This is a genomic window from Limnohabitans sp. 2KL-1, from assembly GCF_003063435.1.
Classification (GTDB): Bacteria; Pseudomonadota; Gammaproteobacteria; order Burkholderiales; family Burkholderiaceae_C; genus Limnohabitans_A.
Genome location: NZ_NESL01000006.1, coordinates 49,011 through 64,280, shown reverse-complemented (window position 1 = coordinate 64,280; position 15,270 = coordinate 49,011). Strand labels below are relative to the sequence as shown.

Annotated in this window: 12 protein-coding genes; 3 read left to right on the top strand and 9 right to left on the bottom strand. The window is 61.4% G+C overall.

What is annotated here, in order from left to right; translation table 11 throughout:
* Nucleotides 1–42 precede the first annotated feature (42 nt).
* From B9Z47_RS13075 to B9Z47_RS13065, 3 genes are all read right to left on the bottom strand, one after another.
* The gene (locus tag B9Z47_RS13075) at nt 43–6,189 is read right to left on the bottom strand and encodes an excinuclease ABC subunit UvrA (RefSeq protein ID WP_369912296.1); all 6,147 of its coding nucleotides are present in this window, start codon (nt 6,187–6,189) and stop codon (nt 43–45) included.
* Between the two features lie 440 nt (nt 6,190–6,629).
* Nucleotides 6,630–6,821: a hypothetical protein gene (locus tag B9Z47_RS13070; RefSeq protein ID WP_108331679.1), complete on the bottom strand. Its 192-nt coding sequence runs from the start codon at nt 6,819–6,821 to the stop codon at nt 6,630–6,632.
* 89 nt (nt 6,822–6,910) lie between these two features.
* The gene (locus B9Z47_RS13065) at nt 6,911–8,671 is read right to left on the bottom strand and encodes an MFS transporter (protein WP_108331678.1); all 1,761 of its coding nucleotides are present in this window, start codon (nt 8,669–8,671) and stop codon (nt 6,911–6,913) included.
* A gap of 294 nt (nt 8,672–8,965) precedes the next feature.
* Here B9Z47_RS13065 and B9Z47_RS13060 point away from each other — a divergent pair, with 294 nt between their 5' ends.
* A complete protein-coding gene (locus B9Z47_RS13060) occupies nt 8,966–9,220 on the top strand; it encodes a DUF4212 domain-containing protein (protein WP_108331677.1) in 255 nt (84 codons plus the stop codon).
* Between the two features lies 1 nt (nt 9,221).
* Here B9Z47_RS13060 and B9Z47_RS13055 read toward each other — a convergent pair whose 3' ends face one another.
* Complete coding sequence (locus tag B9Z47_RS13055) at nt 9,222–9,857, bottom strand: 2-hydroxychromene-2-carboxylate isomerase (RefSeq protein ID WP_108331676.1); 636 nt, start codon at nt 9,855–9,857, stop codon at nt 9,222–9,224.
* 150 nt (nt 9,858–10,007) lie between these two features.
* On the opposite strand from B9Z47_RS13055, the gene B9Z47_RS13050 reads away from it, so the two are divergent.
* Nucleotides 10,008–10,451, top strand: a complete 444-nt coding sequence (locus tag B9Z47_RS13050; RefSeq protein ID WP_108331675.1) for a universal stress protein — start codon at nt 10,008–10,010, stop codon at nt 10,449–10,451.
* A 10-nt stretch (nt 10,452–10,461) separates the two neighbouring features.
* On the opposite strand, the gene B9Z47_RS13045 is transcribed toward B9Z47_RS13050, so the two are convergent.
* The 4 genes from B9Z47_RS13045 to B9Z47_RS13030 are packed head-to-tail and all read right to left on the bottom strand — an operon-like array spanning nt 10,462 to nt 13,066.
* Nucleotides 10,462–10,698: a DUF1289 domain-containing protein gene (locus tag B9Z47_RS13045; RefSeq protein WP_108331674.1), complete on the bottom strand. Its 237-nt coding sequence runs from the start codon at nt 10,696–10,698 to the stop codon at nt 10,462–10,464.
* A complete protein-coding gene (locus tag B9Z47_RS13040) occupies nt 10,695–11,216 on the bottom strand; it encodes a YbaK/EbsC family protein (protein ID WP_108331673.1) in 522 nt (173 codons plus the stop codon). The genes B9Z47_RS13045 and B9Z47_RS13040 overlap by 4 nt, the downstream gene beginning before the upstream one ends.
* Nucleotides 11,217–11,219: 3 nt before the next feature.
* Nucleotides 11,220–12,128 (bottom strand): hydroxymethylglutaryl-CoA lyase, encoded by a 909-nt coding sequence (locus B9Z47_RS13035; protein ID WP_108331672.1) that lies wholly within the window; start codon nt 12,126–12,128, stop codon nt 11,220–11,222.
* Nucleotides 12,129–12,145: 17 nt separating this feature from the next.
* Nucleotides 12,146–13,066, bottom strand: a complete 921-nt coding sequence (locus B9Z47_RS13030; RefSeq protein WP_108331671.1) for a glyoxylate/hydroxypyruvate reductase A — start codon at nt 13,064–13,066, stop codon at nt 12,146–12,148.
* On the opposite strand from B9Z47_RS13030, the gene B9Z47_RS18590 reads away from it, so the two are divergent.
* Nucleotides 13,059–13,232, top strand: coding sequence for a hypothetical protein (locus B9Z47_RS18590; protein WP_158271686.1), 174 nt, complete (start codon nt 13,059–13,061; stop codon nt 13,230–13,232). The two genes, B9Z47_RS13030 and B9Z47_RS18590, sit on opposite strands and share 8 nt — an antisense overlap.
* 24 nt (nt 13,233–13,256) lie before the next feature.
* Here B9Z47_RS18590 and B9Z47_RS13025 read toward each other — a convergent pair whose 3' ends face one another.
* A complete protein-coding gene (locus B9Z47_RS13025; protein WP_108331670.1) occupies nt 13,257–15,269 on the bottom strand; it encodes an acetyl/propionyl/methylcrotonyl-CoA carboxylase subunit alpha in 2,013 nt (670 codons plus the stop codon).
* Nucleotide 15,270 lies beyond the last annotated feature (1 nt).

The window sequence follows — 15,270 nt, the reverse complement described above, 5'->3', positions numbered from 1 at the left end:
CGCAAGCGTCCTGCAAACGGCTTCGACCGGCTTTGTCCAACCTCACACCCGTGCCAGCACTGGCCTCAGCGCCTTGCCCGTGTGCGTGCCCAAGCGCACCAAGGCTTCAGGCGTCATGGCCGCCACGATGCGGCCACCGGCATTCCCGCCTTCCGGCCCCAGGTCAATCACCCAGTCGGCCTCGGCGATCACGTCCAGGTCGTGTTCGATCACGATCACGCTGTGGCCTGCATTCACCAAGCGGTGCAACACGCTGATGAGCTTGTCCACATCGGCCATGTGCAGACCCACCGTGGGCTCGTCCAGCACATACAAAGTGTGCGGCGCTTTGTTGCCGCGCTTGCCCACTTCGTCGCGCACCTTGGTGAGTTCGGTCACCAGCTTGATGCGCTGTGCCTCGCCACCACTCAATGTGGGTGATGGCTGCCCCAGCGTGAGGTAACCCAGACCCACGTCCTTGAGCAGCTGCAAGGGGTGCGCGATGCTCGGCATGGTGGCAAAAAAGTCCACCGCTTCATCCACTTCCATCTGCAGCACGTCGCCAATGCTCTTGCCGCGCCAGGTGACGGCCAGCGTTTCGGGGTTGAACCGGGCACCCCGGCAAGTTTCACAGGGCACTTTCACATCCGGCAAAAAGCTCATCTCAATGGTGCGCATGCCCTGGCCTTCGCAGCCAGGGCAGCGGCCTTCGCCGGTGTTGAAGCTGAAGCGCCCGGCCGCATAGCCACGCGCTTTCGCTTCTAACGTTTCCGCAAACAGTTTGCGGATCGTGTCCCAAAAACCGATGTAAGTGGCCGGGCAAGAGCGCGGTGTTTTGCCAATCGGGGTTTGATCCACTTCGAGCACACGGTCAATGGTCTCAAAGCCTTGCACATCGCTGCACGCGCTCAAGGCCACGCGCTGGCCTGCGTCTTGTGCCGTGCGGCCCGCAAAGGTGGAGCGCTGGCTGACCAACGCTTGCACGTTCGCCAACAGCACATCTCGGGCCAAGGTGGACTTGCCGGAGCCACTGACACCAGTGACGGCCACCAATCGTTTCAGAGGCACTTGCACATCGACCTGGCGCAGGTTGTGCAAGTTGGCACCGGTGAGGGTGAGCCACTGGGGTGTGAGCACTTCGGGCGTTTCTGCTACAGCGGGCTGAGCGGCTTTCTTTTTGCCTTTAACTTTGGCGGTGGCCGTTGCAGTTGTGATGGCGGTTTCAGCGGCCGTCGCAGCTTGCAAAGAATGGGGATCTGACCCCAATTTCTCCACCGCCTCTGCGTGGGGCGGTGGCGTGGGCGACGATTTTGGCGTACCCCCGCCGTATGAGGAGCCCACGGCATGGCCCCACGCAGAAGCATCCACCACCCTGCGTACTTGCATCGGATGCTTCATCGCGTGCAGCAAATAGCGACCGGTTTGTGAGTCGGCAGAAGCCGTGATGTCGGCCACCGAGCCTTGTGCCACCAAGCGGCCACCGCGTTTGCCGGCGCTGGGGCCGATGTCGATGATGTGGTCGGCTCGGCGGATCGTGTCTTCGTCGTGCTCCACCACCACCAGCGTGTTGCCCTTGTCGCTCAGACTTTGCAAGGCGTTCAGCAAAATCTGGTTGTCGCGGGCGTGCAGGCCAATGGTGGGTTCGTCCAGCACGTAGCACACGCCTTGCAGGTTGCTGCCCAGTTGCGCGGCCAGGCGGATGCGCTGCGCCTCGCCGCCCGACAGTGTGGGTGCGCCCCGGTCGAGCGTGAGGTAACCCAGGCCGACCTCTTCCAGAAACTCCAGGCGGCTCTTGATTTCGGGCACCAGATCGCGGGCGATGTCGGCATCGCGGCCGGTGAGTTGCAACTTGTCCACCCAATGCCGCACGTCGGTCACCGACAAACTGGCGATGTCGGTGATGCGCCAGCCTTGGCCCGGCGCAGAGCCGAGCCGCACGGCGCGTGCCGTGGCGTTCAGCCGGGTGCCTTCGCAACTCGGGCAGGCCACGTTGGCCAAGTCTTCGATTTCGGGCTCGGCAAAGGTCTGCTCGCGGCCTTTGTCTTTGTCGTCACGCACCGAATCGTCGAACACTTTGCGCTCGTCCTTGCTGAGCTTGACGCCTGTGCCCACGCAGTCGGGGCACCAGCCGTGTTTGCTGTTGTACGAGAACAGGCGCGGGTCCAGTTCGGCATACGAGGTGTCGCAGGCCGGGCAAGCCCGCAGCGTCGAAAACACGCGGTGCTGCCCAATGCGAGCGGTGGACTCGCCGCTGAACATGGCTTCGCGCAAACCATCCAAATCACTCAGCACATGCACCACGCCTTTGCCGTGTTCCAGCGTTTTGGTCAGCGCCTGGCGCAGCGCGGTTTCGCTGGACGGCAACACGTCCAGACTGGCCACCGGCAGTTCGATGTTGTGCTCTTTAAACCGGTCGATGCGCGGAAAACCTTGCGTGGGCAAAAAGTCACCATCGACGCGCAAGTGCGTGTAGCCACGCGGCCGCGCCCAATCGGCCAGCTCGGTGTAAACGCCTTTGCGGTTGCTGACCAGCGGAGCCAACAGGCCAATGTGCTGCCCCCGGAACTGCGTCATCAGCTGCGCGATGATGCTGTCGGGCGTTTGCGGCTGCACCGGCGTGTTGTCGTGCACGCAATGCTGAATGCCCAGCTTGACGTACAGCAGGCGCAAGAAATGCCAGACCTCGGTGGTGGTGCCCACGGTGGATTTGCGGCCGCCGCGCGACAAGCGCTGCTCAATCGCCACGGTGGGCGGAATGCCATACACCGCATCCACCTCAGGGCGGCCTGCGGGTTGCACGATGCTTCGCGCGTAGGCGTTCAGGCTTTCCAAATAACGGCGCTGGCCTTCGTTGAACAGGATGTCAAACGCCAGCGTGGATTTGCCCGAACCACTCACGCCAGTGACCACATTGAACTTGCCGCGTGGAATGTCCACGCTCAGGTTTTTGAGATTGTGCTCTTTGGCGTTGACGATCTGGATGTTGTTGTTCAACACAGGCGCACGCCGAGCAACCGGAACCAGTGAGGAGGCACCCTCCACGCCTCGAACGCGAGCCAGCGAGGCTGCGGTGTCAGCGGGTGACGATTTGGGCGTACCCCCGCCGTATGAGGAACCCGCTGACACCGCAGCCTCGCCCCCACCAACGTACACATCCGCACTCAACCGCTCAGCCACCACAAACACCTCGCCCATCGCAGCCGCATATTCACGAAGCGCCAGCCCCGTGTGCGATGTGGCGTGTTGGCGCACATCGTCCGGCGTACCCTCGGCCACAATCAGGCCTCCGGCATAACCGCCTTCTGGCCCCAAATCGATCAGCCAATCGCTGGCGCGGATCACGTCCAGGTTGTGCTCGATGACGATGAGCGAATGCCCCGCTTCAAGCAGCTTGCGCAAAGCCCGCATGAGCTTGGCGATGTCATCAAAATGCAGGCCCGTGGTCGGCTCGTCAAACAAAAACAGCGTGCCCTTGCGCGCCAGACTCTGGCGGCTCTTGGAGGCGCTTTTGGCGGCCTCGGCCAAAAAGCCTGCAAGCTTGAGGCGCTGCGCCTCACCACCCGACAAGGTGGGCACAGGCTGGCCCAGCTTCACGTATTCCAGGCCCACATCGACGATGGGTTGCAGGGCGCGGATCACGTCGCGGTCTTGTGCGAACAAAGCGGCCGCTTCGCTCACCGTCAAGTCCAGCACATCGGCCACATTCAGATGGCGCGGCTGCGCCTGACCCAAGGCCTGGCGCTCGACGGTGATCTCCAGAATTTCAGGCCGGTAGCGCTTGCCGTCACAGTCGGGGCAGCGCAAATACACATCGCTCAAAAACTGCATCTCGACGTGCTCAAAGCCCGAGCCGCCGCATGTGGGGCAGCGGCCATCGCCACCGTTGAAGCTGAACTTGCTGGCGGTGTAGCCGCGCTGGCGCGACAGCGGCGCAGTCGCAAAAATTTCGCGGATCGAGTCCCACGCGCCCACATAACTCACCGGGTTGGAACGTGCGGTTTTGCCAATGGGCGACTGGTCCACAAACACCACATCGCTCAGGTGGTCGGCGCCCAGCAAGCGGTCGTGCGCGCCGGGCGTTTCTGTGGCCTTGCCAAAGTGCCGCATCAGGGCCGGGGCCAGCACGTCCTGGATCAGACTCGACTTGCCCGAACCGCTGACGCCGGTGATGGTGACCAGGCGCTGCAGGGGAAAGTCCACGCTGATGTTTTGCAGGTTGTGCTCGCGTGCACCTTCCAAAATCAAACGCGGCGTGCTGTCGGTGACCATGCGCTTGAAGCCCAGGCCCACTTGTTTGCGCCCGCCCAAATAAGCGCCCGTGAGCGTGTCGGCGTTGCGCAGGTCGGCGGTGGTGCCATCAAACACGATTTGCCCGCCTCGCTCGCCCGGGCCAGGGCCCATGTCGATCATGCGGTCGGCGGCCATCATCACCGCCGGGTCGTGCTCGACCACCACCAGCGTATTACCCGCGTCGCGCAGGCGGTGCATGGCCAAGGTGATGCGGTGCATGTCACGCGGGTGCAGGCCGATGCTGGGTTCGTCCAATACGAACAAGGTGTTGACGAGGCTGGTGCCCAGAGCAGTGGTGAGGTTGATGCGCTGGACTTCGCCGCCGCTCAAGGTGCGGCTTTGGCGGTCGAGGGTGAGGTAACCAATGCCCACGTCGCACAGGTATTTGAGGCGGGTGGTGATTTCTTCCAGCAAGAGTTGCAGGGCTTTTTGTTCGGCGCTTGGGCCTTGGTTTTTTGCCTGATTTGCTTCGGTGGTTTCTGCTGAGGTCCGGTCTGCATCAGAGCGGGGGGCGGGCTCCTCATACGGCGGGGGTACGCCCAAATCGTCGCCCGCCCCCCGCTCTGATGCAGACCTTGTGGTCGATCGAGCGTCTAGCGCCCTCTCGGTCGCTGTATCAACCGCCGTCTTGGTGACTCCGTGTGTCGGTGCGTTTGCACCCGCTCCTACGGCTTCGGCCGGGGATGGGCTGGGCGACGATTTGGGCGTACCCCCGCCGTATGAGGAGCCCAGCCCATCCCCGGCCGGAGCCTCCCCTGCCATGCCCACAGCAGCCTGCCCCAAATGACCCGACGCCGACACCCGGTCAAAAAACAAACGCAAACGATCGAGCGGCATGATCATCATGTCGTGCAAACTCAAACCCGGCAGCGCCTCCAACTGCGCACGCGTCCAATTCACACCCGCCGGCATGAAGCGTTTTTCCACCGGCAAGACACCATCGGCATCGGAATGGCTGCCAATGCGCCAGAGCAAACTCTCGGTCTTCAAACGCGCCCCTTGGCAGGTTGGGCATTCGGTGTAACTGCGGTACTTGGACAAGAGCACCCGGATGTGCATCTTGTAGGCCTTGCTCTCCAGGTACTCAAAAAAGCGCTTCACGCCATACCACTGGTGGTTCCAGCGCCCCTTCCACTCGGGCGAGCCGTGGATCACCCAATCTTGTTGCGCTTTCGTCAGCTTGTCCCAAGCGGTGTCACGCGGAATGCCTGCGGCCTCTGCGTGGCGCATCAGATCGTCCTGGTTTTCTTGCCAGGCGGGCGTTTGCAGCGTCTTGATGGCCCCGGCCCGCAGCGTGAGCTTGGGGTTGGGAATGACCAAACCGTAATCGACCCCGATCACGCGCCCAAAGCCGCGGCAGGTCTCGCACGCGCCCACGGCGGAGTTGAAGGAGAACATCGACGGGATCGGGTCGGTGTAGCGCTGGTCGCTGTCGGGGCAATGCAGGCCCGTAGAAAAGCGCCAGATGTCGAAGGCGGCTTCAGAGGAAGCAGCAGCGGAGAAATTGGGATCTGACCCCGATTTCTCCACATACACATTCAGGCGGCCGCCACGTTTGAGGGCCACTTCGATGGCTTCGACCACGCGGGCTTTTTCGGCCTTGCCCAAACGGAAACGGTCGGCGATCACGTCCAGCACTTTGCGCGGGCCGGTCAGGGTGGCCACTTCGCGCTCGGCCTGCACCTTGGTGAAGCCGCTGGCCGACAGCCACTGCTCAACCTGCTCGGCGCTGGTGTTCGCGGGCAGCTCGACCGGAAAAGTCAGGTACAGGCGCGGGTCGCCCGCTTGCGCGGCACGCTGGGCCAGTTCGGCATAAATCGTGTCGGGGTTGTCGTGGCGCACGGGCTGCGCGGTGTCTTTGTCAAACAGCTGGCCCAAGCGGGCGAACAACAGCTTCAGGTGGTCGTTCAGCTCGGTCATGGTGCCCACGGTGGAGCGCGAGCTGCGCACCGGGTTGGTCTGGTCGATCGCAATCGCCGGGGGCACGCCTTCGACCTTGTCGACCGCCGGTTTGTCCATGCGGTCCAAAAACTGTCGGGCATAGGCGCTGAAGGTCTCTACATAGCGGCGCTGGCCTTCGGCGTACAGCGTGTCGAACACCAGGCTCGACTTGCCCGAGCCACTGGGGCCGGTGACCACCGTCAACTCGCCTGTGCGGATGTCCAGATCGAGATTTTTGAGGTTGTGCTGACGGGCACCACGGATGCGGATGAGACCTTGGGACATGCTGGGCTTTATGGGGTGAAGGCCGAACATTCTAGGTCGCAGACCATGACATTTCTGCCGCCCAAAAGAAAAGCCACGCACAGGCGTGGCTTTGACTGGGCGGGCCTGAGCTTCGCCAGGCCTGTCGAGAACGTTTATTTGGCAGCGCTGGCGTCAGCAGCAGGGGCTGCAGCAGGCGCAGCAGAGGCATCGGCCTTGGCTGGCTCGACATGCACAGCATCGGCACCATGCTTTTCACCACCCATGTCCAACTTGTCACCGCCCTTGCTGATCACATAAATCCCCAAGGCAGCAAAGATCACAAATCCAACAGCAATTTTCCACATAGTTCATCTCCAATCATGAAAAAGGCCCTCCACAGAGGGAAGGCCCAGAATGTAGCACCCGAGTCACCCCGGGATGCTTACAAGATCGATCAGTCGTCAGCGTAGATGTCGACGTCTTTGGTTTCCTTGATGAACAAGCCACCGATCACGACGGTTGCACCGGCGATGATGATCGGGTACCACAGGCCGTTGTACATGTTACCGGTCTGGGCCACGATGGCGAACGCCGTGGTGGGCAACAGGCCACCGAACCAGCCGTTACCGATGTGGTAAGGCAGGGACATGGAGGTGTAACGGATGCGGGTGGGGAACATTTCAACCAGCATGGCGGCGATGGGGCCGTACACCATGGTCACGAGCAGCACCAAATAGGTGAGGATCATGATGACGGTGACTTTGTCGAACTTGGCCATGTCAGCTTTGGCTGGGTAGTTGGCCGCTTTCAAGGCCGCACCCAGGTTGGCGCCCAGCAAAGTAGCACCAGCGGTCTTCTCGTTGCTCAGGTCTTTGACTGACTTGGTGGCAGCTTCGATCGCCTTGGCGTCTTTAGGTTCAGCCGCGTTCAGGGCAGCCAGTTTTTCCTCGGCCTTGGCCTTGGCGGCAGCCACGTCTTCAGCAGAGTACTTGACCTGAACGGTCGTCGCGCCCACTTTGATGATGGCAGGTGTACCGGCAGGTGCCACTTCGTTGGAGTAGCTCACCGAAGCGCCAGCCAAACGTTGCTTGGCAATGTCGCAAGACGATGTGAACTTCACAGTCCCTGTGGGGTTGAACTGGAACGAGCACTCGGCTGGATCAGCAATCACCACCACTTGCGATGCGGCCTGGGCTGCGGCCAAGTCGGGGTTGGCTGCTTTTGTCAAAGCCTTGAACACAGGGAAGTACGTCAAAGCGGCCAACAGGCAACCGGCCAAGATGATCGGCTTGCGGCCAATCTTGTCAGACAGTGCGCCGAACACGATGAAGAAAGGTGTGCCGATGATCAGCGAGATCGCGACCATGATGTTGGCAGTCGCACCGTCCACCTTGAGGGCTTGCGTCAAGAAGAACAAGGCGTAGAACTGACCGGAGTACCAGACCACGGCTTGACCGGCAGTCAGACCGATCAGGGCCAAGATCACGATCTTCAGGTTTTTCCACTGGCCGAAAGCTTCGGACAGAGGCGCTTTGGAGGTCTTGCCTTCGGCTTTCATTTTCACGAAAGCAGGCGATTCGTTCATGCTCAAACGGATGTAGACCGAGATGATCAACATGATGATCGAAACAATGAACGGCACGCGCCAGCCCCAGTCGGCGAAGGCTTCTTCACCGATGATGGTCCGTGTGCCCAAAATCACCATCAACGACAAGAACAAGCCCAAAGTCGCGGTGGTCTGGATCCAGGCGGTGTAGGCACCGCGCTTGCCGTGAGGGGCGTGCTCGGCCACATAAGTGGCAGCACCACCGTACTCACCACCCAGTGCCAAGCCTTGCAGCAAACGCAAGCAGATCAGGATGATGGGAGCGGCCACGCCGATGCTGGCGTAGTTAGGCAAGATACCGACGATGAAGGTGGATGCACCCATCAGCAAAATGGTCACCAGGAAGGTGTACTTGCGACCGATCATGTCGCCCAAACGGCCGAACACCAGCGCGCCGAAAGGACGCACGATGAAACCGGCAGCAAACGCCAGCAGCGCGAAGATGAAGGCAGAGCCTTCGTCCAGACCACTGAAGAACTGTTTTGCAATGATCGCGGCAAGCGATCCGTACAGGTAAAAGTCGTACCACTCAAACACGGTACCCAGAGAAGAGGCAAAAATCACCTTCTTCTCTTCCGCCGACATCGGGCGGTCTACTGTTGTAGCCATAAGCTGTCTCCAAAAAATGCAGTCTCCAACATGAAGACTTGCTGCGATTCTTGGTGCTGGCTCTGACCCGCTTCTGACGCTTATCCAACGCCAGCTTACAGCGCAAGGGTTAACCCTTTGATTCAGTGGGCGGTTGCCCTTCAAATACCCTTTTCAAGGGGTTAAACCCTAGGAAATTTATCTGGAACACCGTCGGAAAAATAAGTAAAAACCCTTGTAACAATACGTTTGACCACGCAGGCCAAGGGAAAACACTGAGCGCAAGATGGACCGCTTTGTCCCCTATGCTTGGACATGGTCGAAATTCCGACGCCCTCCCCTGCACTGAAAACACGCCAACGGCGTTTGACGGTTGTCCTGCTGTTGGTCTGGGCTGCCGCCAGTTTCGGTCCTGGTTTTTTTGCGCGCCGTCTGTCATTTGAAGTGTGGGGCTGGCCTTTCCATTTCTGGATGGCGGCACAAGGCTCGATCCTGATTTTTCTGGCCGTCGTCGTGGTCTACGCCTGGCTCATGAACCGCTGGGAAGCCCAAGAGTCGACCACTGACTGACTCAACGGCGAATGCCCACCCGACACTGCGCCGGCGCATGCCAATCGGGACCATCAAACCAGGGATCGCCCTTCAAATACGCACGCAGCATGGGCAATGCGTCCTGACCCCAAAACAGTTGGTCATCCACCACAAAGCTTGGCACCCCAAAAACGCCAAGTGCAATGGCCTCATCGGCGTGGGCTTGCAGCGCCTGCTTGACCTCGGCACTCACGGGATCGCGTCCCGGTGCCAATTGCGCATTCAACTGCAGCAAACGCTCCGGATCCGCGGCGTCCAGCCCCGTGCACCAGACATGCTGAAACAGCTTTTCACACACAAATCGATTGGGCTCGCCATCGGCATCGCAGGCAGTGGCCAAGCGCAACAAACCCAGGGGATTGAACGGGTGCATGGCAGGCAACTGCAAGGTCGTTCCTTGCTGCCGGGCCAGCCACAACACCTGCCGGTAAGTCCAGTCGCGTTTGCTGCTGATTTCGGCGGGACCCAAATGCCCATGGTGTTTGAGCATGCTGGCAAACAACACCGGCTTGTGCACCACCTTGTGGCTGATGCCTTGCAACGCCTTGGGCAAGGCGTCAAAAGCCAACCAAGCATAAGGAGAAATGAAGTCCAGGTAAAAGTGAATCGTTTTCATGGCTTGGGTTCGGTGCGTGACGGTACACAGTCTATAGGGTCAACACTGACTTGCGGGATCGGGCTTGTCCGTAAAATTTCCAGCAAGCCTGTTCTTTCAGGCGCAGTCCATGACACCCAGGCCAGCGGGCCCGTCACACAAGGAGGCTCCATGTACAAGCACATCATTTTGGCTTACGACGGCTCGGCCAGCGGGCAAAAAGCGCTGCTGGAAATCAGGGAACTGGCGCATTGGGGGCAGCCCCAGCTGACCTTGGTGGCGGTGGTGCCCACGCCCCTGGATGTGGGATCGATGGAAATGGGTTATTACACCTCGACCAACACGGCGGCCATGGAGCAGCAGTTGACAGCGCAACTGAATGAAGGCGTGGCCACCTTGAAAGCCATGGGTTTTGCCGCACAAGGGGCTGTTCTCAAAGGCGAAGTCATCAAGGCGCTGACCAGCCACGCCGAGCAGGTGTCGGCGGACTTGCTGGTGGTGGGCCACAAGCACGAAAAGAACCTGCTGCGCCGCTGGTGGAGTGGCTCCACCGCCAAGTCGCTGGTGGAAGAGTCGCCCTGCAATGTGTTGATCGTGGTGGAGCGCAGCGACTGACGCGGCGGGATCAGTTCGACGAGACCGATGACAGGCGCACCTGAATGCGCTGCCAGACCTGCCGCTTGGCATCGTCCGGCAAACGGCTCCAGTCACCGATTTCAGACAGGGTGCGCAAACAACCTTCGCACAAGCCGGTCTGCGGATGCATCACGCACACCGAGACGCAAGGCGAAGGCACATGCGGAACCGCTTCGGCCAGCACCTGCGCCGCACGTTCGGCCAATTTCTGGAAGCGGCGCATCATGCGGTGACCTCATCCGTTCTGGCTTCTGCCTGGGCCACATCGGCCACCGGCGCGCCGGTCAGGCGCTGGAGGTCTTCGGGCTGCAACTGGAACACGCCATGCGGATGCCCGGCCGCTGCCCAGACCACGTCAAAGCGCCACAGGTCTTGATCGAGCAAGGTCACTGGCGGGTTCAGGTGCGCCACGGGTGACACGCCACCGATCGTGAAGCCCGTTTGGGCTTTGACGAAATCGGCATCGGCACGGCCGATTTTGCCCACCAGGGCAGAGACTTTCTTCTCGTCCACCCGACGGTCGCCCGAGGCCACCACCAGCACGGCCAAGCCATCTTGCTTGCGCTTGAAGATCACGCTCTTGGCAATCTGGCCCAGCTGCACCCCCAAGCCATCGGCGGCTTCTTGCGCGGTGCGGGCTGCACCATCGAGCATGACCGGGGCGTGTGGGTGCGCAGCGTCCTGCAACACACGGGCCACGCGTTGAACGCCCTCAGGCAAGGCATGGAGTTCTGATCCGCACATGGTTCAGCCCGCCCGCTTGTTGAGGATGGCCCGGGCCACACGCGAGCCGGAGGGGCGGCCCAGAAAATCGCTGATGAACGCACCTGCATCGATCAGCTTGTCCAGATCGATGCCGGTTTCAATGCCCATGCCGTGCAGCAGGTAGACCACGTCTTCGGTCGCCACATTGCCTGTGGCTCCCTTGGCATAAGGGCAACCGCCCAAGCCCGCGACAGACGACTGGAAATTCCAGACGCCCATCTGCAGTGCCGTCAGCGTGTTGGACAAGGCCTGTCCGTAGGTGTCATGAAAGTGGCCGCAGATGTGGTCCACATCGAAGTGCTGCTGCGTTGCCTCAATGGCCTTTTGCACCTTGAGCGGCGTGCCCACGCCAATCGTGTCGGCCACGTCCACGCGCTGCACGCCGATTTGCTTCATCAGACCCGCCAGATACGCCACGCGCTCGGGGGCCACATCGCCCTCGTAAGGACAGCCCACCGTGCAACTCATGGCACCCCGCACCGCGATGCCTGCGGCCAGTGCCGCCTGCACCACGGGGGCGAAGCGCTCGATGCTTTCGGCAATGGAGCAGTTGATGTTCTTCTGGCTGAAGGCTTCGCTGGCCGCGCCAAAGACGACGATCTCGTTGGGCTTCGTCAGGCGTGCGGCTTCAAAGCCTTGCAGGTTGGGCGTGAGCACCGAATAGCGCACACCGTTTTGGCGTGTGATGCCGCCCATCACCTCGGCGTTGTCGGCCATCTGCGGCACCCACTTCGGAGAAACAAAACTGGTGACCTCGATCTCGGTCAGGCCTGCGGCTTGCAGGCGGTGCACCAGTTCAATCTTGACCGACGCAGGCACCGGTTGTTTTTCGTTTTGCAGACCGTCGCGGGGGCCGACGTCGATGAGCTGAACGCGTAAAGGAAGGGCCATGGTGTTTATCTTTCTGCTCAATAACCGCGTTGGGGGTCGACGACACCGTTGATGGCTTCGCCGCGCTGCAAGGCCTGGATTTTGCCCACGATTTGAGTGATGCTTTCTTCGCGCAGGGTGCGGGCCGAGGTATGGGGCGTGACGATGATTTGGGGGTGACGCCAAAACGGGTGCTCAGCAGGCAGTGGCTCGGTGCGGAACACATCGAGCGTAGCCCCGGACAGATGACCGCTGTCGATCAGGGTAATCAGGTCTTCTTCAACCAGATGCCTCCCCCGGGCCACGTTGATGACGTAACCACCCTTTTGCAGCTGCGACAGGGTGGACTGGTTGAGGATGTTTTCGGTCTCGGGCGTGAGCGGCATCAGGTTGACCAGCACGCGTGTGGCGGCCAGGAATTCTGGCAAGCCCTGCGCCCCGCTGAAGCAGCGGATGCCAGGCAGGTTTTTGGCGCTGCGGCTGTAGCCGTTGACCGGAAAGTCAAACACCTGTAGCGCTTTGGCCACGCGCTCGCCCAACACACCCAGGCCCATCACGCCCACCGCAAAGTCGGCCCTGCTGCGCGGCTTGCGGTACGACCATTTGCCCGTTTGGGTGTCGGCGTCGTAACCATCGAACTCTCGGAAGTGCCGGATCACCGCATGGCACACGTATTCGGCCATCTGCACCGACATGCCCGCGTCGTCCAGGCGCACCACCTTGAGGCTTGGCGGCAATTTCAGCTGCAGCAAGGCGTCCACGCCTGCGCCGATGTTGAACAGGGCTTTCAGGCCGCGCTGTTCGTCGATGAACTGCTGAGGAGGGGCCCAGACAATGGCGTGGTCGGCCACGGGCGCACCGGGTGCCCAGGCAGACACACTGGCCTGCGGGAAGGCTTGCTGCAAGCCCTGCACCCAAGGCTCGGGCGGCAACTTATCAAAACAGATCGTGATGTTCATGCTCGGATTTTGTCAGCAGAGGGATACCCGGCGTGTCACCCAGGTTGTCATCCAGGAGGTCGGCGGCTTCAGCCCCGACATGCGGTTCGCGGTGCACCATGTCGGAGCTGAAGCTCCGACCTACAGCGATCGAATCAACTGGATCGCCACGCTGCGCTCGCGATGACCGCTGGGGTAACACCTCGGCCCATCACGCAGTCAGCTTGAGCAGCTCCGCGCCCTCGGTGACCTGATCGCCGGGTGCGTACAGCAGCTCGGCCACCGTGCCGTCTTGCGGAGCACTGATGGTGTGCTCCATCTTCATGGCCTCCATCACCGCCAGCGGCTGACCCGCTTTGACTTTGTCTCCGGCCTTCACGGCAAAGGACACCACCTTGCCGGGCATAGGGGCCGTGAGGCGACCGCCTTCTTGCGCGGCTTCTCCGGCGTGCGCCAGCGGGTCGAGCACGGTGATGCGGGTTGCGCCTTGGGGCGTGAAGAGGTGCGCGGTTTCGCCTTGCCAGTCGAGCTGACTGAAGCGGCGTGGGGCGCTACCCCACTGCACCCACAGGCCAGCGCCATCGGCGGCAAATGTCAGCACGCCAGCGCTGGCGTCATCGCCTTCCATCGACAGGCTCAAAGCGCCGTCATGCAAATAGTTCAGACGGGCCGAGCGCGGCTGGTCTTGCCAGACAAATTCAAAGCGACGCTGCGCCAGGCCGTGCGACTGCCAGCCATCGCGGCGGCTGAAGGGGTCTGCGCCCTGCAAGGCTTTTTCAGCGTGCAATGTGTGCGCCACCACCGCAGCCACGGCAGCGGGCAGGCCCACGGTTTCTTGTTTGAAGAGGACGGCGGCTTCGCGCTGGATGAGCGCGGTGTCGAGCTTGGCGGTGGCAAACGCCTCGCTGCGCACCACATGGCGCAAGAACTGCACGTTGGTGTTCAGGCCCACGATGTGAGTCTGGGCCAGCGCAACATCAAGGCGGGCCAGTGCTTGCTCGCGGGTATCGCCGTGCACGATCAGCTTGGCCACCATCGAATCGTAAAACGGGCTGATGGTGTCGCCCTCGCGCACGCCGTCGTCGATGCGGATCGTGTCACGTTCGAAGCTGCTGGCTTGCGGCTTGCGGTACACCTGCAGCGTGCCCGTGGCGGGCAAAAAGTTGTTGTCCGGGTTTTCGGCGCAAATGCGCGCCTCGATGGCGTGGCCCGTCATGCGGATTTCACTTTGCTGCAAGGGCAATGGCTCGCCACTGGCCACACGCAGTTGCCATTCCACCAAGTCCAGCCCAGTGATGGCTTCGGTCACGGGATGCTCCACCTGCAAGCGCGTGTTCATCTCCATGAAAAAGAACTTCATCGACTCGGGCTGGTCGTACGCGGTTTGCTCGACGATGAATTCCACCGTGCCTGCACCCACATAGTTCACCGCCTTGGCTGCGGCCACAGCAGCTGCACCCATTTGCGCGCGCAGGGCTTCGGTCATGCCGGGGGCTGGGGCTTCTTCCAGCACCTTTTGGTGGCGGCGCTGCACCGAGCAATCGCGTTCGAACAAATACGCACAGTTGCCCTGCGTGTCGCCAAACACCTGGATCTCAATATGGCGCGGGCGCTGCACGTACTTTTCAATCAGCACCGCATCGCTGCCAAAGCTGTTGATGGCTTCGCGCTTGCAGCTCGCCAGCGCTGCGGCGAAGTCGTCAGAATTTTCGACCACGCGCATGCCTTTGCCGCCACCGCCCGCACTGGCCTTGATCAGGGCTGGGTAACCGATGCGATCGGCCTCACGTTGCAAGAGCGCCGGGTCTTGGTCGGCCCCGTGGTAACCGGGCACCAGCGGCACACCGGCCGACTCCATCAATCGCTTGGACTCGGCTTTCAAACCCATCGCCAAAATGGCCGAAGCGGGCGGACCAATGAACACCAGACCGGCTGCGGCGCAAGCCTTGGCGAAGTCTTCGTTCTCGCTCAAAAAACCGTAACCGGGGTGCACGGCTTCGGCCCCCGTGGCTTTGGCGGCGTCCAGAATGCGCTGCCACTGCAGGTAGCTGTCCTTGGGGGCGCTGCCGCCCACATGCACCGCTTCGTCGCAGGCTTGCACATGCTTGGCCCCAGCGTCGGCGTCTGAATAGACAGCCACGGTTTGGATGCCCATCCGGCGGGCAGTGGCCGCGACGCGGCAGGCGATTTCGCCACGGTTGGCGATCAGTATTTTTTTGAACATG

Coding starts and splice junctions, on each gene's coding strand:
- B9Z47_RS13060 (WP_108331677.1), top strand. CDS start 8,966: ATGGTCGAAATTCCGACGCCCTCCCCTGCACTGAAAACACGCCAACGG.
- B9Z47_RS13025 (WP_108331670.1), bottom strand. CDS start 15,269: ATGTTCAAAAAAATACTGATCGCCAACCGTGGCGAAATCGCCTGCCGC.
- B9Z47_RS13050 (WP_108331675.1), top strand. CDS start 10,008: ATGTACAAGCACATCATTTTGGCTTACGACGGCTCGGCCAGCGGGCAA.
- B9Z47_RS13030 (WP_108331671.1), bottom strand. CDS start 13,066: ATGAACATCACGATCTGTTTTGATAAGTTGCCGCCCGAGCCTTGGGTG.
- B9Z47_RS13065 (WP_108331678.1), bottom strand. CDS start 8,671: ATGGCTACAACAGTAGACCGCCCGATGTCGGCGGAAGAGAAGAAGGTG.
- B9Z47_RS13075 (WP_369912296.1), bottom strand. CDS start 6,189: ATGACCGAGCTGAACGACCACCTGAAGCTGTTGTTCGCCCGCTTGGGC.
- B9Z47_RS13070 (WP_108331679.1), bottom strand. CDS start 6,821: ATGTGGAAAATTGCTGTTGGATTTGTGATCTTTGCTGCCTTGGGGATT.
- B9Z47_RS18590 (WP_158271686.1), top strand. CDS start 13,059: ATGTTCATGCTCGGATTTTGTCAGCAGAGGGATACCCGGCGTGTCACC.
- B9Z47_RS13055 (WP_108331676.1), bottom strand. CDS start 9,857: ATGAAAACGATTCACTTTTACCTGGACTTCATTTCTCCTTATGCTTGG.
- B9Z47_RS13045 (WP_108331674.1), bottom strand. CDS start 10,698: ATGATGCGCCGCTTCCAGAAATTGGCCGAACGTGCGGCGCAGGTGCTG.
- B9Z47_RS13035 (WP_108331672.1), bottom strand. CDS start 12,128: ATGGCCCTTCCTTTACGCGTTCAGCTCATCGACGTCGGCCCCCGCGAC.
- B9Z47_RS13040 (WP_108331673.1), bottom strand. CDS start 11,216: ATGTGCGGATCAGAACTCCATGCCTTGCCTGAGGGCGTTCAACGCGTG.